This is a genomic window from Streptomyces sp. XD-27 (genome assembly GCF_030553055.1).
Lineage (GTDB): Bacteria > Actinomycetota > Actinomycetes > Streptomycetales > Streptomycetaceae > Streptomyces.
This window is the reverse complement of record NZ_CP130713.1, coordinates 6,908,934-6,926,333: the sequence shown is the minus strand read 5'-3', so window position 1 is coordinate 6,926,333 and position 17,400 is coordinate 6,908,934. Positions and strand designations below refer to the sequence as shown.

Below are 17,400 nucleotides of genomic sequence, written 5' to 3'. Positions count from 1 at the left end.
CAGGCGTACCGGATCAGACCGCCCGGCCGAGCGCGGCGATCACGTCGGCCCGGCGCGGCTGGCCCGCAGCGCGGCGGACGATCCGGCCCCGGGCGTCGAGGATCAGCACGGTGGGGGTGCGCAGGATACCCAGTTCGCGCACCAGCTCCAGCCGCGCCTCGGCGTCGATCTCGACGTGGGCCACGCCGTCGACCATGGCGGCCACCTCGGCGAGGGTGCGGCGGGTGGCGCGACACGGCTGGCAGAAGGCGCTGGAGAACTGCACGAGCGTGGCCCGCTCCCCCAGTCGGCCTCCGATCCGGTCGGCTGTCAGCCGCACCTCGTCGCTCACGCCTTCCCTCCCGCCTGCACCGGTCCTGATTCCCTGGCTGTAGCGTGCCGGACGGAGGAGCTATTCCCGTGTGGACGCCAGGGCATCCGCCGTGTGACGTGACGAGAATCTCCTGGCCAGCGGGGTCCCCGCGGTAGCAGACCGGGCCGACATGGGGCACGATCTGCCGAAAGCCCTAACCTACGGCCGCGTAACTTCCATCGGGAGAACCCTCCCAGGAGAACAGGAAGGGTCCCCCCACCCATGGCTGAACTCGTCTACCCGCCGGTGATCGGTGCCTGCCGCACCATGTTCAAGGCGCTCGACCTGCGCTTCGACATCAAGGGCACCGAGAACATCCCGCGGCAGGGCGGGGCGGTCCTGGTGAGCAATCACATCGGCTATCTGGACTTCATCTTCTGCGGCCTGACCGCCCGCCCGGCCAAGCGGCTGGTGCGCTTCATGGCGAAGGAGTCCGTCTTCCGGCACCGGGTGTCGGGGCCGCTGATGCGGGCGATGAAGCACATTCCGGTGGACCGGGCCGCGGGCATGGAGGCGTACAAGCACGCGCTCAAGGCGCTCCGCTCCGGCGAGATCATCGGGGTCTTCCCGGAAGCGACGATCTCTCAGTCCTTCACGCTGAAGAACTTCAAGTCGGGGGCGGCCCGGCTGGCCCAGGAGGCGGGGGTGCCGCTGCTGCCGATGGCACTGTGGGGCACCCAGCGGCTGTGGACCAAGGGCCACAAGCGAGATCTGGGCCGCAACCACTTCCCCATCACGGTGCGGGTGGGCGAGCCGGTGGAGGCCGATCCGGCGGAGCACCCCGACAAGATCACCGACCGGCTGCGCTCCCGCGTGCAGGACCTGCTGGAGGCCGCCCAGCGGGCCTACCCGGTCCGCCCCAAGGGCCCGGAGGACACCTGGTGGGTGCCGGCGCACCTGGGCGGGACGGCACCGACGCCGGAGCAGGCGGTCGCACTGGACCGCCGCGGCTGACGCCCACCCGGCCTGCCGAGAGGCCGGGTGGGGCAGTCCATCCGCCGAGATCAGGCCACCGGGGCCGGGTAGGTCGGGTACTCCACCCCGGAGACGTGCTGGACGACCCGGATGACCTGGCACGAGTAGCCGAACTCGTTGTCGTACCACAGGTAGAGGATCGCGTTGTCGCCGTCGACCTTGGTGGCGCCGGCGTCGACGATCGAGGCGTGCCGCGAGCCGATGAAGTCGCTGGAGACCGCGTCCGGCGCGGTGGTGAAGTCGATCTGGCGCTTGAGCGGCGAGGTCAGCGACACGTTGCGGAGGTGGTCGAGGACCTCCTCGCGGGTGGTCTCGCGCCCGAGCCGCAGGCTGAGGATCGCGATCGAGACGTCCGGCACCGGGACGCGGATCGAGCTGCCGGTGATGGGCGCCTTGAGGTCGGGCAGCGCCTTGGCCACGGCGGAGGCGGCGCCGGTCTCGGTGATGACCATGTTGAGCGGCGCCGAGCGGCCGCGGCGGTCGGCCTTGTGGTAGTTGTCCAGCAGGTTCTGGTCGTTGGTGAACGAGTGGACGGTCTCCACGTGGCCGCGCAGGACGCCGTACTCGTCCGCCATGGCCTTCAGCGGCGGCACGATCGCGTTGGTGGTGCAGGACGCGCAGGACAGGATCCGCTCGTCCGGCTTGATCATGTCGTGGTTGACGCCGTGGACGATGTTGGGCACGTCGCCCTTGCCCGGCGCGGTCAGGACGACCTTGTCGATGCCGGGCCGGAGGTGCTCCGACAGGCCCGCGCGGTCGCGCCACTTGCCGGTGTTGTCGATGAGGATGGCGTCCTTGATGCCGTACGCCGTGTAGTCGACCTCCGACGGGTCGCTCGCGTAGATCACCTGGATCTCGTTGCCATTGGCGATGATCTTGCTGTTCGCCTCGTCGACGGTGATCGTGCCCTGGAACTGGCCGTGGATGGAGTCACGGCGCAGCAGCGAGGCGCGCTTGACGATGTCCTGGTCGCCGCCTCCGCGGACGACGATGGCGCGCAGCCGCAGGCCGTTGCCGGAGCCGGCCTTCTCGATGAGCAGGCGGGCGACGAGGCGGCCGATGCGGCCGAAGCCGTAGAGGACGACGTCGCGCCCCTCGCGGCACTCGATTTTGTTGGCACCCGTGGCGCCGGCGACGGCCTCGGCGGTGAACTCCGCCACGGACAGACCGCGGTCGTCGGTCTTGTACGTCGCGGCGAGCATGCCGATGTCGATCTGGGACGGGCCGAGATCGAGCGCGGTGAGAGCCTGCAGGAACGGGAGCGTCTCGGTGACCGAGAGCTCCTCTCCGGCGATCTGCCGGGCGAATCGGTGGGCCTTGAGGATGCTGACCACCGACTTGTTCACCAAGGAGCGGCTGTGCAGCAGGACCGTGACGTCCCGCTCGCGGTGCAGCTTCCCGATGATCGGGATCATCGACTCCGCGATCTCCTCGCGGTTCTTCCAGTTAGTGAACGAGTCGTCATTGACAGTCACAGATTTATCTTTCGAGCTAGGCGGCGCTCATATGCTAACCCGACGCCTTTTTGAGCATTCAAGCGGGCAGCCGGAGGCCGGTGGGGAGCAGTTGCCACAGGTGCGGCCGGTCGGTGGCGCCTTGCAGGGCGGCCAGCACGGCGGGCGGCGGCGCCGCGTACACCGTCGGGTAGTCGGTCTCGCCCAGTTCCGGGCGCGGCACCCACGCCAGCCGCTCGCCGTCGAGGCTGAACTGCGCGTCCACGCCGGGCTTGTTGCCGCGCGGGTCCTGGCGCAACCAGCCGTCGTGTTCGGGCAGCCGGAGCGCGATGAGCCCGTGGACCAAGGGGTTCGAGCCGTCGTCGTCGGCCAGCCGCTGGTAGCACAACCCCGCGGGTATGCCCTCGGCGCGCAGCAGCGCGGCGAGAGTGTGCGCCTTGGCGTGGCAGATGCCGGTGCGCTGGGCGAGGACGTCGGAGGCGCGCCAGGTCACGCGCGGGTCGTCGACGTCCGCCGAGTGCGGGATGGTGTCGCGCACGAACGCGTAGGCGGCGCGGGCGTACGCGGCCGGCGCGGGCGCTCCGGCACGCAGCCGGGCGGCGGTGTCCCGCACCAGCGGGTGCTCGTGGTCGATGGCGTCGTCGGCGGCAAGATAGGCGGACGGATCGGCCGTCTCAGGAATCAGCTCCATGACTACGGAGCGTAGCGAAGCACCCGGCCGCGCGTCAATGGATTTACGGCCGGGTGCATACTCATGCGTCGACTAGCGCTTGCCCATCTCCTCGGCGATCGCCTCGGTGAAGTCGTCGACGTCCTCCGGGGTGGTGTCGAAGGAGCACATCCAGCGCACCAGTCCGGCCGCCTCGTCCCAGAAGTAGAAGCGGTAGCGCTTCTGGAGCCGCTCGGCGACGTCGTGCGGCAGGGTGGCGAAGACCGCGTTGGACTCCACCGCGTACTTGATCTCGACGCCGTCGATGGCCCGTACGCCCGCGGCCAGGCGCTTGGCCATCTTGTTGGCGTGCCGCGCGTTGCGCAGCCACAGGTCCTTGGCGAGCAGCGCCTCCAGCTGTACGGACACGAAGCGCATCTTGGACGCGAGCTGCATGGACAGCTTGCGCACATGCTTCATGGCCCGTACGGCGTCGGGGTTGAGGACGACGACGGCCTCGCCGAAGAGCATGCCGTTCTTGGTGCCGCCGTACGACAGCACGTCCACGCCCGCGACGTTGGTGAACGTCCGCATCGGAACGTCCAGCGTCGCGGCGGCGTTGGCGATGCGGGCGCCGTCGAGGTGGACCTTCATCCCGCGCTCGTGGGCGTGCTCGCAGATCGCGCGGATCTCCTCGGGCGTGTAGCAGGTGCCCACCTCGGTGGTCTGGGCGATCGAGACCACCTGCGGCATGGCACGGTGCTCGTCGTCCCAGCCCCACGCCTCGCGGTCGATGAGCTCGGGGGTGAGCTTGCCGTCCTCGGTCGGGATGGTCAGCAGCTTGAGCCCGCCGACGCGCTCGGGCGCGCCGCACTCGTCGACGTGGATGTGCGCGGTGCCGGCGCAGATGACCGCGCCCCACCGGTCGGTCATCGCCTGGAGGGCCACGACGTTGGCGCCGGTGCCGTTGAAGACCGGGAAGGCCTCGGCGGACGCCCCGAAGTGGCTGCGTATGACGCTCTGCAGGTGCGAGGTGTACTCGTCCTCGCCGTAGGAGACCTGGTGGCCTCCGTTGGCGAGGGCGAGCGCGGCGAGTATCTCCGGGTGGACCCCGGCGTAGTTGTCGCTGGCGAAGCCGCGCAGCTCGGGGTCGTGATGGCGCCGCGCGTCGGTCCCGGCGGTGTCGGCGGGATCGGCGGTCACGGCTTTTCGGTCAGCCACAGACGGGTTCCGTTCACTTCCTGGGCGGGCCGGTCCCAGACACCGGCGATGGCCTCGGCCAGCTCGCGCACGTCCGTGAAGCCCGCGAACTTGGCATTCGGGCGCTCCTCGCGCATGGCGTCGTGCACCAGCGCCTTGATCACCAGGATGGTAGCCGCGGCCGGCAGAGCGCTCTCGCCCGCCAGCTTCTTGAAGGAGTCGGCGAGGGCCAGCGTCCATGCCTCGGCGGCGGCCTTGGCGGCGGAGTACGCGGCGTTCCCGGCGGTCGGCTGGGAGGCGCCCGCGGCGCTGATCAGGACGTAGCGCCCCTTGCCGCTGCGCTGGAGCGCGTCGTGGAAGGCCAGCGAGGTGTGCTGGACGGTCTTGATCAGCAGGTTGTGCAGGGTGTCCCAGTGGGCGAGCGGGGCGTCGGCGAAGGTCTTGCCGCCGCGCCAGCCGCCGACCAGGTGCACCAGCCCGTCGATCCGGCCGAACTCCTTCTCCGTACGGTCCGCCCAGGCGCGGGTGGCCTCCAGGTCGAGGAGGTCGACGGTCTCGCCGGTGACGGTGGCGCCGCCGTGGGCGTATCGGGCCGCGTCGACGGCCTCGGCGAGCCGCCCGGGGTCCGCGTCGCAGGCGACGACGGTCGCCCCGGCCTCGGCCAGCCGCAGCAGTGCCGCCCGGCCCGCCGGTCCGGCGGCCCCCGCGACGGCGACGACGGCGCCGTCCAGCGGCCCCTTGCCGTTCGGCTCGTTGGGGGTCGGGCTCGACGTGGGAGTGGTCATCTCGGTCGTCTCCTCCTGCCCCGCGCTCACGCGGCGGCCTGGATGTCGCTGCGGGCGGTGATGCCCTGGGTGGACTTGATCACGCCGCGCAGCTTCTTGGCGAGGGCCTCGTAGAACATGCTGAGCGGAAACTCGTCGGCGAGCACCTCGTCCACCAGTTTGCGCGGCGGCTGCGTGAGGTCCAAGGCGTCGGGACCCTTGGCCCATACGGAGCCGGGGTGCGGGGCGAGGTAGGTGGAGACCAGCTCGTACGCCTTGAACCAGTGCACGAGCTTGGGGCGGTCGATGCCGTCGCGGTAGAGCCGCTCGATCTCGCCGCACAGCTGGTTGGTGACCTGCGGGGCGCGCTCCCAGTCGATGCGCAGGGTGTTGTCGGTCCAGCGCACCACGTCGTGCTTGTGCAGGTAGGCGAAGAGCAGCTGGCCGCCGAGGCCGTCGTAGTTGCGGACCCGGTCGCCGGTGACCGGGAAGCGGAACATCCGGTCGAAGATCACGGCGTACTGCACGTCGCGGGCCTGGGCGAAGCCCTCGGCCTCCAGCTGCACGGCCTCCTTGAAGGCCGTGAGGTCGCAGCGCAGCTCCTCCAGCCCGTACATCCAGAACGGCTGGCGCTGCTTGATCATGAACGGGTCGAAGGGCAGGTCGCCGTGGCTGTGGGTGCGGTCGTGGACCATGTCCCACAGGACGAACGCCTCCTCGCACCGCTTCTGGTCGGCCAGCAGCAGCTTGATGTCCTCGGGCAGGTCGATGCCCAGGACGTCCACGGCGGCCTCGCTGACCTTGCGGAAGCGCGCTGCCTCGCGGTCGCAGAAGATGCCGCCCCAGGTGAAGCGCTCGGGGGCCTCGCGTACGGCGATGGTCTCCGGGAAGAGGACCGCGGAGTTGGTGTCGTAACCGGCGGTGAAGTCCTCGAAGGTGATGCCGAGGAACAGCGGGTTGTCGAAGCGCGTGCGCTCCAGCTCGGCCAGCCACTCCGGCCACACCATGCGCAGCACGACGGCCTCGAAGTTGCGGTCCGGGTTGCCGTTCTGCGTGTACATCGGGAAGACGACGAGGTGCTGGAGGCCGTCGACGCGCCGCTGGGCGGGCTGGAAGGCGAGCAGCGAGTCCAGGAAGTCGGGGACGCCGAAGCCGTCGTCCGCCCAGCGGCGCAGGTCGGCGACGAGCGCCTGGTGGTACGCGGCGTTGTGCGGCAGCAGCGGGGCCAGGTCCTCGATGGCGGCGATCATGCGGTCGACGGTGGCCCGGACGGTGTCACCCGAAGGGGCGTTCCCGGCGTCGAGATCGATCGAGCCGTCCGCGGACTGCCAGGGCCGGATCTCCTCCACGGCGGCCTTGAGCACGGGCCAGGCAGAGTGGTCCACCACGCGCTGGGCGGGCAGAACCGCACTGTCTGTCGCCTCGGGCGCAAGAATTTCCGTCATGTCACAACCTCCACAGGAGAACCTCGCGTAAGCCCACCGTATCCATGCGCGCTTCCCCCGCTCAAGTGATCCAACGGGAAATTATCCGGCGTCATCAGACCGTGACCGATGTTTTTCCTGTCACGTCCGGGAGCATTCGGGGCGCCTCCGGGTCGTCCACCGGGCCGCCTACGGGACGCCTCCAGGTCGTCCACGGGGCCCCGCCTACGAGACGTCTCCAGGTCGTCCACGGGACGACTCCGGGCCGCCCGCAAGCATCGCGCCGTTCACCAACAGACGCCCGGCGGCCGCTAGGCTGTCCGCCGCCGAGTGGAGCCGCCGCCGACAGAAGGCGAGACTGCGTTGACCTTTCTCACCATCGGACACCGCGGATTGATGGGCGTCGAACCGGAGAACACCCTCCGGTCGTTCGTCCGCGCCGAACGCGAGGGCGTGGACGTGATCGAGCTGGATCTCCATCTGAGCAAGGACGGCGCGCTGGTGGTGATGCACGACGCCGAGGTGGACCGCACCACCGACGGCTCGGGCCCCATCAGCGTGCAGACCCTGGCCGAGCTGCGCGAACTCGACGCCGGGCAGGGAGAGCGGATCCCGCTCTTCGAGGAGGTCCTGGACGCGGTGCAGGCGCCGCTCCAGGCCGAGATCAAGGACAGGGCGGCGGCCCGGGCGCTCGCCGAGGTGATGGTGCGGCGTGACCTGCTGGGCCGCGTCGACGTGCTGTCGTTCCACGACGAGGCGCTCGCCGAGATCCGCGGCCTGCTGCCCGCGGTGCGCACCGCGCTGGTGGCCAGCAGGTACGGACCGGATGTGATCGACCGGGCGGAGGCGGTCGGCGCCAGGATGCTCGTCCTCAACATCCGCCGCCTCACCCTGGAGCTGGTGGAGCGGGCGCACGCGGCCGGGCTGAAGGTGATCGGGTGGACCGTGAACACCCAGGACCAGCTGCGGCTGGCCCGGGGACTCGGGCTCGACGGCGGTACGACGGACTTCCCGGAGATCCGGCGCGCGACCCGCTACACGGCGTAGGTCCGCTGCACGGCGCAGGTCCGCTGCACGGCGCAGGTCCGCTGCACGGCGCAGGTCCGCTGCACGGCGTAGGTCCGCTGCACGGCGTAGGTCCGCTGCACGGCGCAGACCTGCTCGGGTGGGCCCGCTCGGTGGGCCCACCCTGTGGGGCGGGCCTTCGCGCGGGTCCGGCGAGGCGGGCCTACGCCGCGCGTTCGGCGGGGCGGGCCTTCGCGCGCGTTCAGACCAGCGGCTTGACCAGCAGCTCGAACTGCAGGTCCATGCGGCGCGGGACACCGAAGCGCTCGTCGCCGTACGGGAACGGGCTCATCTGCCCGGTGCGGGAGTAGCCGCGCCGCTCGTACCAGGCGATCAGCTCATCCCGCGCGGAGATCACGGTCATGTGCATCTCCCGCGCCCCCCACTCGGCGCGCACGAAGCGCTCGGCCTCGGCGATGATCACCTTGCCCAGGCCGGCTCCCTGGAGCGTGGGCCGCACCGCGAACATGCCGAAGTACGCGTGCTCGCCCCGGCGCTCCACCTGGCAGCAGGCGATCAGCTCGCCGTCCCGCTCGACGGTCAGCAGTCGGCTGTTCTCGGCGTCGATCACGGCCGCGACGCCCTCGGGGTCGGTGCGCCGGCCGTCCAGCAGATCCGCCTCGGTCGTCCAGCCCGCCTTGCTGGCCTCGCCGCGGTAGGCGGACTCTATGAGCGCGACGAGTTCCGGCACGTCGGACCGGGTGCCCGCCCGGAAGGTCAGCGCGTCGGCGGTGGGGGCGGTGTCGGCGGTCTCCATCGGTGTGCGGGTGTCCTTCCCTGCGGTGTACGGCGCGGCCGACACTAGCGCGGGACGCGGATTCGTGTGCGGGCGGGCACCGCCACCGGGTGCGCGGTTACGCGTGCGCGGTTACGGGCGTGCGAGGGCGCGACTGCGTAGGGTCGCGGCATGGTGCACGTATTGGGCAGCCGGGTGCTGCTGCGGCCCACCGACCCGGAGCGGACGCGGGCCTTCTACGGATCGACGCTCGGCCTCGCGGTCTACCGCGAGTTCGGCACGGGGCCGCTGCGCGGCACGGTGTACTTCCTCGGCGGCGGCTTCCTGGAGGTGTCCGGGCAATCCGACACCCCGCCGGCGCCCGGCCTCGAACTGTGGCTCCAGGTACCGGATGTGCGCGCCGCACACGAAGAGCTGGCGGAGGCCGGGGCCACCGTGCTGCGGCCGCCCCGGCAGGAGCCGTGGGGGCTGGTGGAGATGTGGGTCGCGGACCCGGACGGGGTCCGCATCTGCGTGGTGGAGGTACCCGCGGACCATCCCCTGCGGTACCGCCCGGGAATCTGACGCCGGCCCGCCGCCTGCGTCAGGGCACGCGCCGGCCGGGAACCGGCCTGATCGCCCCGGGGGAACTCCTCCCCTGCCCCCCGGGGGGCGGGGCTGAAGCGTTGCCGCGCTCCCCGGCTGCGCCCGTGCACTGCCGTACGTCGGGCGCGCGCGGGGCATGCTCCGGACGTGCCCTCCCCCGGCCTCCGGCCCGATAGCCGGATGCCGGACGCCGGACGCCGGACGCCGGACGCCGGACGCCGGACGCCGGACGCCGGACGCCGGACGCCGGACGGGAGGGTAGGCCCAGCGGTACCCGGGAGTGCTCCCACGGAGGTGCGCCGTGCACGGACCACCGTTCGTCGGCTGGCTGCTCGTGGCGCTCGGCGCCGCGACAGGGGCGTACTGCCTGCTGCGGCTGCGCGCGGCCCCGCCGAACCTGCGGCAATCGGCCGGGGCGGAGGCGCTCATGGCATGGGGCATGGCGGTGATGGCGGTCCCGGCAGTCCCGGCGGTCCCGGCCGCGGCACTCGGCCAACACGCCTGGGCCCCACCGGCGTTCGTGGCGGTGTTCGGCGCGGCGGCGGTGCACGCTCTGCTGCCGCTGCCGAACCGGTGGGGCGGCCGGCCGCCGTCCCACCGGATGCATCACGCCGTCGAGGCCTGCGCGATGGTCTACATGGCCGTCGCGATGGCGGCGGGCGGCACGAGCGGCCCGGGCGGGCACGCGGACCACACCGGCGGCCCCGCGGAGGGCATGCGCGGTGGCGAACCGCTGCTCACCGGCGCACTGCTGGCCTACTTCGCGGCGTACGTCATACGGGGCGGGGCCCGGCTGGTATCGGTCGCGGACACGGACCTGCCCCGCGGCGCGGGCCATGTCGCCTGGTCGCAACGGCCCGAGGTGCTCGACGCGTGCCGCGTCGCGATGGGCACGGGGATGTGCGCGATGCTGCTGACCCTGTGAGCGGAGGCGGAGGCGGAACCAGGGGCCACGGCAGACGCAGACGCGGCAGATGCGTCCAGCGACGGCCGGTCGGCAGTCGTGCGTCCAGCGACCGCCGGTCGGCAGTCGGCAGTCGGCAGTCGGCAGTCGGCAGTCGGCAGTCGGCAGTCGGCAGTCGGCAGTCGGCAGTCGGCAGTCGGCAGTCGGCAGTCGGACCTACCACTCCCCCGCCTGCCGAACCATCGGCCACCCCACGGAAACCGTGGCGTGCGTCACTTCCCCCGCGCGACCGTACCGCCTGATAGGGCCTCGCTCATAGGCTGATCGCCATGATGGTCCCGCTCGCGCTGCTGGTTCTCGGCACGCTGGCCGCGGCGATGGCACCGCGACTGCTGGCCCGCTCCGACTGGCCCGACCGCGAACCCGTGCTCGCCCTGTGGATGTGGCAGTGCGTGGTCGTCGGCGTGCTGCTGTGCTGCGGGCTCGCGATGGCGCTGAGCGCGGCCGCCGCCTCCGAGGCCGTGCGGGGCAACGTCTTCGCGCCCGCCCCGCAGGGTGTGGTCGAGGCGTATGCCCTCGGCCTCTACGGTCCGTGGGCCGCGCCGGTCGCCGTGGCCCTCGCCGCCGGCGCCGTATGGACCGCTGTGATGCTCACCCGCGAGGTCCGCGGGGCGCGCGCCCGGCGCAGGCAGCGGCGCGCGGAGCTTCTCGTACGCTCCCCGCTGATGCCCGGCGAGGAGCCGCGCGGGGAACGGCTCGTGGTGCTGGAAGGCGAGCGGCCCGGCGCCTGGTGGCTGCCCGGCGCCACGCCTCAACTGGTCCTGACCACCGCGGCGCTGCGCCGGCTCAAGGGCCGGCAGCTGGACGCCGTCCTGGCGCACGAGCAGGGGCACGCGCGGGCCCGCCACGACTGGTTGCTGCACTGCGCGTCCGCGCTGGCCACCGGCTTTCCGCAGGTGCCGGTCTTCGCCGCGTTCCGCGACGAGGTGCACCGGCTGGTCGAACTGGCCGCCGACGACTCCGCCTCCCGTCGCTTCGGGCGGCTGACCACCGCGCTGGCGCTGGTCGAACTCAACGAGGACCGCGGGGTGTTCGGCCCCTGTCCGGCGCCGCTCGCCGCGGTGCCGCGCCGGGTGGACCGGCTGCTCGCGCCCGCGTCCCGGCTGTCGGCGGCACGCCGACTGCGGCTCACGGCCGCGGCGGCCCTCGTCCCGGCGGTCCCGGTGCTGGTGACCTTCGTCCCGGCGCTGCGCGTGCTCGGCTGAGCGAGGCCGCCGACCGTGCCCGCCGGGCACGGCCCGGCTCACCAGGTCCGTCGACCCGTGGGGCACGACTCACCGGGTCCGGAGCGCGGCCGCGGCCCGTCCGGCCCACCCGATCCGCTTGGCCCCCGTCCGGCTCTGCGCGATCATCGGTCCATGCTGGTGCCGACCACCCGTGCCGCCCGCGGCGCGACGCTGCTCGCCGGACTGTTCCTCCTGCTCCTGGTGCCGGTGGCGGCCGACTGGGGTCCGCTGGACTCCGCCGACCGGGAGATCTCCCGGTCCTTGCACCGCTGGGCGGTCACACACGACGGCTGGACCGACGCCAACCGCGTCCTGACCGACCGGGTCTGGGACCCGATGACGATGCGCGCGCTGCTGGCCGTGGCGGTCGGCTGGCTCGCGTGGCGGCGGGAGTGGCGGCTCGCGCTCTGGGTGGTGCTCACCTCGGCGCTGGGCACGCTGCTCCAATGGACCGTCAAGGCGACGGTCAGGCGGGAGCGCCCGCACTGGCCGGACCCGGTCGACTCGGGCAACTACTTCGCGTTCCCCTCCGGGCACGCCGTGACCGCGGCCGTCTCCTGCGGACTCGTGCTCTGGCTGCTCGCACGGCACGGCGCGCGGCCCCGATGGCTGGCGCTCGCGGCCGCCGTCGCGGCCGTGTCGGTCCTGGGCGTGGGCTTCACCCGCGTCTACCTGGGCGTCCACTGGACGAGCGATGTCGTGGGCGGCTGGTTGCTGGGCGCCGCGCTGGTGGCCGCCGCCGTGGCCACGTACGAAGCGGCGGGGACCGGCGGTGCCGGCCGCGACCAGGACCACGTCCGCGATGGGAGAGTTCCGTCATGAGCAATCTCGACCTCAGGCCCCCGGCGACGGTGTGCGGCGGGCGCGCCGATGTCACCGCCCGCCCGGTCCGCGAACTGCTGACCGGCCGGAGCGTTCCGCTCGGCGAGTCGACCGTGGTCCGCCGCCTGCTGCCCCACCTCGGTCGGCGGATGATCGGGGCGTGGTGCTTCGTCGACCACTACGGGCCCGACGACATCGCCCAGGAGCCGGGGATGCAGGTCCCACCGCACCCGCACATGGGGCTGCAGACGGTGAGCTGGCTGCACGACGGCGAGGTGCTGCACCGGGACAGCCTGGGCAGCCGCCAGACGCTGCGCCCCGGCGAGTTGGGGCTGATGACGTCCGGCCGGGCCATCGCGCACTCCGAGGAGTCGCCGCGGGAGCACGCCCGCTTCCTGCACGGGGCGCAGCTGTGGGTCGCGCTGCCGGACGGCGACCGGCACATCGAGCCGCGCTGGGAGCACCATGCCGAACTGCCTCGGGTCACGGGCGGCGGCGGCCTGCGGGCCACCGTCATCCTGGGCGAACTGGACGGCGCGGCCTCCCCCGGCAGCACCTTCTCCCCGCTCGTGGGGGCCGACATCGCGCTCGCGGCGGGCACGGACACCCGGCTGCCGGTGCGGCCCGACTTCGAGTACGCCGCGCTCACCATGTCCGGTGAGGCCGAGGTCGACGGCGTGCGGCTGGCCCCCGGCTCGCTGCTGTACCTGGGCTGCGGGCGCTCCGAACTGCCGCTGCGCGCCGACGTGGACAGCGCGTTCATGCTGCTGGGCGGCGAGCCGTTCGAGGAGCGGATCGTGATGTGGTGGAACTTCGTCGGGCGGTCGCACGAGGACATCGCGCGGGCCCGCGAGGACTGGATGTCCGGGTCCCGATTCGGCGAGGTGCATGGCTACGGCGGCGCCCCGTTGCCCGCTCCCGAACTGCCCCCGCTCCCCCTGAAGCCACGAGGGTGGGAGCGCTGACCTGCGCCTACGCACTTTGAACAGCGCGCTGCCGAGTGCGGCCACTACCTCGCCGAGCCGACCGCCGCCAGATGCCCCGCCAAGCTCGGCACAGGAGCCCTTCAAGCGGCACGAAGAGTTGCAGGTTCGACCATCCGTTACCAGCTCTAGCCGTCCTTATGCTGACCCATTGCTGACCCTACTGACGGTTTGTCACACCACGATTGAGAAACTCGATGCGGTCCGTCGGGGCGGCGGCAAGATCCACCCGAGGCCCTCGGCGATCGGCAAGGAGCACGCCACCTCGAACTGACCTACGGCCCGATCGGCGACTTCATCTAGATCGCGTGTATCGACCGCAACGGCAACGCCGCCGTCCGGCGACGGCGGCCTGGTCGACACTACATGGCCGGCAACGTCACCGAGGCCCTAAAGGGGGATCAACATAGACATGAAGGTCAAGTACAAGGAGACGGCCCGCGGCGGACTCGCGGTCAACGTCATCGAGTGCTGAGGAAACAGGGCCTGACCTGGGTTTCGATCCTTTCCTCAGCGAAACGTCCCTGAAAAGTCCCTGGGAAATCCCAGACCAGTAGGCGCCTGACCAGCGCAACCCTTCTCCCGCATGACCGCATAGGCCGCATCCACGTCGTCCACCTCGACGCTCATATCGGGGGTAACAGGCGCGGTCTTGTCGCTGGTCATGATGCTGATCTGCGCTGCCGGGCTGGACGGGGAGGCGAGCGTCATGATCCAGCCGTGGTTCATGACCTCCTCGAAACCCAGCAGGCCATAGAACTCCCGGCTCCCCTGCGCGGCCTCCGACTGGATGTTGGGCACGACACAGCGAACGGCCATCGACGACTCCAAGTGAGAACAAACGCGTCTCTATGTCTCCCCAGGTGTACTACGGCACGTCCGTCGCCGCACACACCTTCGCAACACGTCCTAAAGCCTGTCTCGTAACTCGCGGTCGGGTGCGGCGTTGAGCTAGTCGTGCAGGTTGTCACGGCTCAACGACGTGAGCTCATAGAGGTGTTCACCGGGCTCCGCCCGCGTCAGTTCCAGCGTCTGGTGCGGGCTGTCCACCGCAACGGTGGCCGGGCTCTGGACCCGGACCGGCCGGGCCGCCCGTGGGCACTGCCCCTGGAGGACCGGGTCCTGCTCGTGGCGATGTACTGCCGTACGAACCTCACCATGCGCCAGCTCGCCCCGCTCTTCGGGATCTCCCCCGCGGCCGTCGGCCGGATGATCGGCCGGCACGGGCCCCTGCTGGCCCTGGCCCCGGGCAAGCACAAGCCCGGACGGCACCACATCCTCATCGTGGACGGCACACTGGTGCCCACGAGAGACCGGACGGTGTCGGCCTCGTCGAAGAACTACCGGTACTCAGCGAACCTCCAGGTCCTGATCAAAGCGGACACCCGGGTGGTGCTGGCCGTCGGCCGCCCGCTGCCCGGCAACCGCAACGACTGCACCGCCTTCGCCGAGTCCGGCATCAAGGGGGCATGCGGCACCGCGACCGTCCTCGCCGACGGCGGCTACCAGGGCACCGGCGTCCTGATGCCCCACCGTCGCCAGGCCGGGCAGGACCGGCTGCCCGACTGGAAGGAACAGCACAACACCTCCCACCGGCGGGTACGCGCCCGCGTCGAGCACGCCTTCGCCCGCATGAAGAACTGGAAGATCCTGCGCGACTGCCGCCTGAAAGGCGACGGCGTCTGGTGGGCCACCAGCGGCGTCGCCCACATGCACAACCTCGCCCTCAGCCACTGATCACAGCGTCACGAGACAAGCTTTAAGAAGGGTTCACCGGGAGCATGGCTTGCCACACTCCCGGTGAGGGGTGCGGACGCATAGCGCCGGACGCGCTTAACGGCCAGGGGTCACCCAGCGACCCTCATCCCAAAGCGTCCGTCTGCACGGCCATCTCGTTGCTGCCGGCGGTCAGCGCGAACTCGCGCTTGTCGCGCCATTCGGTGAAGACCGAACGCACACCGGCGGCGAGTCGTCGTTCGGCGGTGCAGCCGGTCGCGTCGGCGTGCGCCAGGCACTTGGCTATGAACAGGTCGAAGCGCATGTCAGGCTCGTGCTCCCATGAAGGAGTGGCGGCTTCCGGCGCGGCCATCAGGGTGTCCGGTTCCTGGCTCTCCCCAAGGGGCGGGTTGGGACTGTTCACCGGCCTGATCGCGGTGGGTATCGGGACATGTGTTCTTCCGCCTGGAACGGGGGGTGGGCGCTGGCCGGTCAGTTCGCGAAGCCCCAGAAGTAGGCGCCCCAGATCCAGCCGGTCCGGCCGGTGTTGGCGCCGCTGGTGACCTTGACCCGGTACCACTGGTACTGGGAGTGGCCGTCCCACCAGAGGCAGTTGGAGGTGACGCGGGTGCCCTTGCTCAGGACCCCGAGGGCCGTCGAACTGGTGGAGTGGTTCGACCGGAGTGTCACCGTGGCCGTCGTCTTGCCCTTCTGCGTCCAGGAGTTGCACGAGGCCGCTGCCGCTTCCGGGGCGGTTGCCACTGCCCCTCCCAGTGCTGCAGCTGTGATTACCGCTGCCGCTATGGCGCTGCGGATCTTGTTCTTCGTCATCGGATGAGCTCTTTCTTGCATGCGCATGGCGCGGGCTTTCATGGAGTTGATGGTGGGGGATCTGTTGGTCAGGCTGCGGAGCGCCGGGTGCGGCGTACTCCGGCCGCGAAGTCGCGGGCGACCTCGGCGGCAGCGGTTACCCGGACGACGTCACCGTGCAAAGCCTCTACATGGACGCCCAGCAGGATCGGCGCCTGCAGCAGGTCACCGAAGCCAGTCGTCGACCGTTGTCTGGGCGTAGCCGCGCTCCGCGAACAGCCGTGCGGCCGCATCGAGAAGCTCCGCCCGCTTGGCCTTGCTCCGCTCCTGGACTGGTCGCCGCACTGTTCTTGCCTCCTGTGGATCCAATGCACTGCTGCCCTGGCCCGAGCCGCAGCCTCGCTCGCCCTCCGGCCTGGATCGGCAGCCTCCGGTCGTCCACCGCATCCGTGCCCTCCCGGTCGCCGTGCCGACGCCGGCCGCCGCCCTGAGGCCGGGTAGGCGCTTCCGGCACCACCCGCTGGAACAACTCCCACAACTGATCCGGCACCAGCCGCTCCACGATCCCCACGCCCGCAGGCTACCGGAGGAGTCCAAATGAGATGACGTCTAAAAGGCGATGGCGTCCACCACGCCATGCTCGGCATCGCCCGCCTGCACAACCTCGCACTCGCCGGGTGAGCGAGCACGCCGCCCATCAGACGAACGCGGCCAGACCGACTCAGAGATCATTTGCGGGACAGCCCTTAGCTGCGACCAGCACGGTCGCCTCGTAGCGGATGGCGAGCTTGTCGTATCTCGTGGCGACTGCGCGGTGGCGCTTGAGTCGATTGATTCCGCATTCGACCGCGTGGCGCTCGCGATAGTCGATCTTGGCCGAGGACGCGCCCTGTTCCGGAGTGGCGGCCTGCGGAATAGTCGGGGCGTGACGTACGACATCCCCGCCCACGAACGGGCTCTGGCCTTCGACCGGGCCGCGGGCGCGTACGCCGCGCACCGGCCGCAGTACCCCGCGGCCGTCTTCGAAACCGTGGAGGAGTTCAGCGGGCAGCGGCTTGCCGGGGCCCGGGTGGCCGATGTGGGCACCGGGACGGGGATCGCCGCCCGGGATCTGCATGAGCGCGGGGCCCGGGTGGTGGGCGTGGAGCCAGGCGCCGGGATGGCAGCGCAGTTTCGGCGCGAGCTACCGGGGGTCCCGCTCGTGCGCGGGGACGGCAACCGGCTGCCGCTGGCCGACGGCTCGCTCGACCTCGTCTCGTACGCCCAGTCCTGGCACTGGACCGACCCCGCACGCGCCGTCCCGTCCGCCCTGCGGGCCCTGCGTCCCGGGGCGCTCTCGCGTTGTGGTGGAACGACCCGGACCCGTCCGTGCCATGGGTGGCGGAGCAGGGGGCCAGGATCGAGGAGTGGCTGGGGCCCGGCTTCTACATCTCCAATGTGGAAACACCGGCCGGGCTTTGCTGGAGGACCCGTGCGCTGCGCTGGTCGCGCCGGGTCTCCGTCGACTTCCACCTCGCGAAGCTGGCCACTCATTCAGCCTTTATCGTGCTCGGCGAGCCCAGGGCCTCGGCTTTCCTTGCGGCGGAGCGGAAGTACCTCGCCCGGCACTTCCCCGGTGGTGAGCTGGACGAGCCGTACGTGACGTCCGTGGCGGTAGCCGTCCGCCCCGCCTAGG

The 17,400-nt window shown here is 71.3% G+C and carries 19 protein-coding genes and 2 pseudogenes; 9 read left to right on the top strand and 12 right to left on the bottom strand.

What is annotated here, in order from left to right; translation table 11 throughout:
* Nucleotides 1-13: 13 nt before the first annotated feature.
* A complete protein-coding gene (locus Q3Y56_RS30310; RefSeq protein WP_304464952.1) occupies nt 14-331 on the bottom strand; it encodes a thioredoxin family protein in 318 nt (105 codons plus the stop codon).
* Nucleotides 332-574: 243 nt separating this feature from the next.
* On the opposite strand from Q3Y56_RS30310, the gene Q3Y56_RS30305 reads away from it, so the two are divergent.
* Entirely contained in the window at nt 575-1,306 is a 732-nt protein-coding gene (locus Q3Y56_RS30305) for a 1-acyl-sn-glycerol-3-phosphate acyltransferase (RefSeq protein WP_304464951.1), read from the top strand.
* Nucleotides 1,307-1,356: 50 nt separating this feature from the next.
* Here Q3Y56_RS30305 and Q3Y56_RS30300 read toward each other — a convergent pair whose 3' ends face one another.
* From Q3Y56_RS30300 to Q3Y56_RS30280, 5 genes are all read right to left on the bottom strand, one after another.
* Nucleotides 1,357-2,802, bottom strand: a complete 1,446-nt coding sequence (locus Q3Y56_RS30300; protein ID WP_304464950.1) for a glyceraldehyde-3-phosphate dehydrogenase — start codon at nt 2,800-2,802, stop codon at nt 1,357-1,359.
* Between the two features lie 58 nt (nt 2,803-2,860).
* Nucleotides 2,861-3,472, bottom strand: a complete 612-nt coding sequence (locus Q3Y56_RS30295) for a transglutaminase family protein (RefSeq protein WP_304464949.1) — start codon at nt 3,470-3,472, stop codon at nt 2,861-2,863.
* Between the two features lie 72 nt (nt 3,473-3,544).
* Complete coding sequence (locus Q3Y56_RS30290) at nt 3,545-4,651, bottom strand: low specificity L-threonine aldolase (protein WP_304464948.1); 1,107 nt, start codon at nt 4,649-4,651, stop codon at nt 3,545-3,547.
* Nucleotides 4,630-5,415 carry an SDR family NAD(P)-dependent oxidoreductase gene (locus Q3Y56_RS30285; protein ID WP_304464947.1) on the bottom strand — a complete coding sequence of 262 codons (786 nt, stop codon included), beginning with the start codon at nt 5,413-5,415 and terminating at the stop codon, nt 4,630-4,632. The genes Q3Y56_RS30290 and Q3Y56_RS30285 overlap by 22 nt, the downstream gene beginning before the upstream one ends.
* Before the next feature lie 26 nt (nt 5,416-5,441).
* Complete coding sequence (locus Q3Y56_RS30280) at nt 5,442-6,839, bottom strand: DUF6421 family protein (RefSeq protein WP_304464946.1); 1,398 nt, start codon at nt 6,837-6,839, stop codon at nt 5,442-5,444.
* A gap of 342 nt (nt 6,840-7,181) precedes the next feature.
* Here Q3Y56_RS30280 and Q3Y56_RS30275 point away from each other — a divergent pair, with 342 nt between their 5' ends.
* Complete coding sequence (locus tag Q3Y56_RS30275) at nt 7,182-7,865, top strand: glycerophosphodiester phosphodiesterase family protein (protein WP_304464945.1); 684 nt, start codon at nt 7,182-7,184, stop codon at nt 7,863-7,865.
* Between the two features lie 220 nt (nt 7,866-8,085).
* Here Q3Y56_RS30275 and Q3Y56_RS30270 read toward each other — a convergent pair whose 3' ends face one another.
* Nucleotides 8,086-8,640 carry a GNAT family N-acetyltransferase gene (locus Q3Y56_RS30270; RefSeq protein ID WP_304464944.1) on the bottom strand — a complete coding sequence of 185 codons (555 nt, stop codon included), beginning with the start codon at nt 8,638-8,640 and terminating at the stop codon, nt 8,086-8,088.
* Nucleotides 8,641-8,790: 150 nt separating this feature from the next.
* Here Q3Y56_RS30270 and Q3Y56_RS30265 point away from each other — a divergent pair, with 150 nt between their 5' ends.
* From Q3Y56_RS30265 to Q3Y56_RS30245, 5 genes are all read left to right on the top strand, one after another.
* The gene (locus Q3Y56_RS30265; RefSeq protein ID WP_304464943.1) at nt 8,791-9,183 is read left to right on the top strand and encodes a VOC family protein; all 393 of its coding nucleotides are present in this window, start codon (nt 8,791-8,793) and stop codon (nt 9,181-9,183) included.
* A gap of 322 nt (nt 9,184-9,505) precedes the next feature.
* A complete protein-coding gene (locus Q3Y56_RS30260; protein ID WP_304464942.1) occupies nt 9,506-10,129 on the top strand; it encodes a DUF5134 domain-containing protein in 624 nt (207 codons plus the stop codon).
* 308 nt (nt 10,130-10,437) lie between these two features.
* On the top strand, nt 10,438-11,373 hold the full coding sequence (locus Q3Y56_RS30255; RefSeq protein WP_304464941.1) for a M56 family metallopeptidase: 936 nt from the start codon (nt 10,438-10,440) through the stop codon (nt 11,371-11,373).
* Nucleotides 11,374-11,526: 153 nt separating this feature from the next.
* Nucleotides 11,527-12,216, top strand: coding sequence for a phosphatase PAP2 family protein (locus tag Q3Y56_RS30250; protein WP_304464940.1), 690 nt, complete (start codon nt 11,527-11,529; stop codon nt 12,214-12,216).
* Complete coding sequence (locus Q3Y56_RS30245; protein ID WP_304464939.1) at nt 12,213-13,181, top strand: pirin family protein; 969 nt, start codon at nt 12,213-12,215, stop codon at nt 13,179-13,181. The genes Q3Y56_RS30250 and Q3Y56_RS30245 overlap by 4 nt, the downstream gene beginning before the upstream one ends.
* Nucleotides 13,182-13,709: 528 nt before the next feature.
* Here the strand turns inward: Q3Y56_RS30245 and Q3Y56_RS30240 are convergent.
* Nucleotides 13,710-14,018, bottom strand: coding sequence for a glyoxalase (locus Q3Y56_RS30240; RefSeq protein ID WP_304464938.1), 309 nt, complete (start codon nt 14,016-14,018; stop codon nt 13,710-13,712).
* A gap of 138 nt (nt 14,019-14,156) precedes the next feature.
* On the opposite strand from Q3Y56_RS30240, the gene Q3Y56_RS30235 reads away from it, so the two are divergent.
* Entirely contained in the window at nt 14,157-14,936 is a 780-nt protein-coding gene (locus tag Q3Y56_RS30235; protein WP_304461596.1) for a transposase, read from the top strand.
* 124 nt (nt 14,937-15,060) lie between these two features.
* Here Q3Y56_RS30235 and Q3Y56_RS30230 read toward each other — a convergent pair whose 3' ends face one another.
* The 4 genes and pseudogenes from Q3Y56_RS30230 to Q3Y56_RS30215 form a co-directional block, all read right to left on the bottom strand.
* Nucleotides 15,061-15,339 (bottom strand): hypothetical protein, encoded by a 279-nt coding sequence (locus Q3Y56_RS30230; protein WP_304461597.1) that lies wholly within the window; start codon nt 15,337-15,339, stop codon nt 15,061-15,063.
* Between the two features lie 68 nt (nt 15,340-15,407).
* Nucleotides 15,408-15,677 (bottom strand): SH3 domain-containing protein, encoded by a 270-nt coding sequence (locus tag Q3Y56_RS30225; protein WP_304461598.1) that lies wholly within the window; start codon nt 15,675-15,677, stop codon nt 15,408-15,410.
* 273 nt (nt 15,678-15,950) lie between these two features.
* The gene (locus Q3Y56_RS30220) at nt 15,951-16,070 is read right to left on the bottom strand and encodes a TetR family transcriptional regulator (protein ID WP_304464937.1); all 120 of its coding nucleotides are present in this window, start codon (nt 16,068-16,070) and stop codon (nt 15,951-15,953) included.
* A gap of 109 nt (nt 16,071-16,179) precedes the next feature.
* Nucleotides 16,180-16,296 (bottom strand): annotated as a pseudogene (locus tag Q3Y56_RS30215) (IS5/IS1182 family transposase); the annotation flags it as partial.
* A gap of 354 nt (nt 16,297-16,650) precedes the next feature.
* Here Q3Y56_RS30215 and Q3Y56_RS30210 point away from each other — a divergent pair.
* Nucleotides 16,651-17,399 (top strand): annotated as a pseudogene (locus Q3Y56_RS30210) (class I SAM-dependent methyltransferase).
* Nucleotide 17,400: the final 1 nt, after the last annotated feature.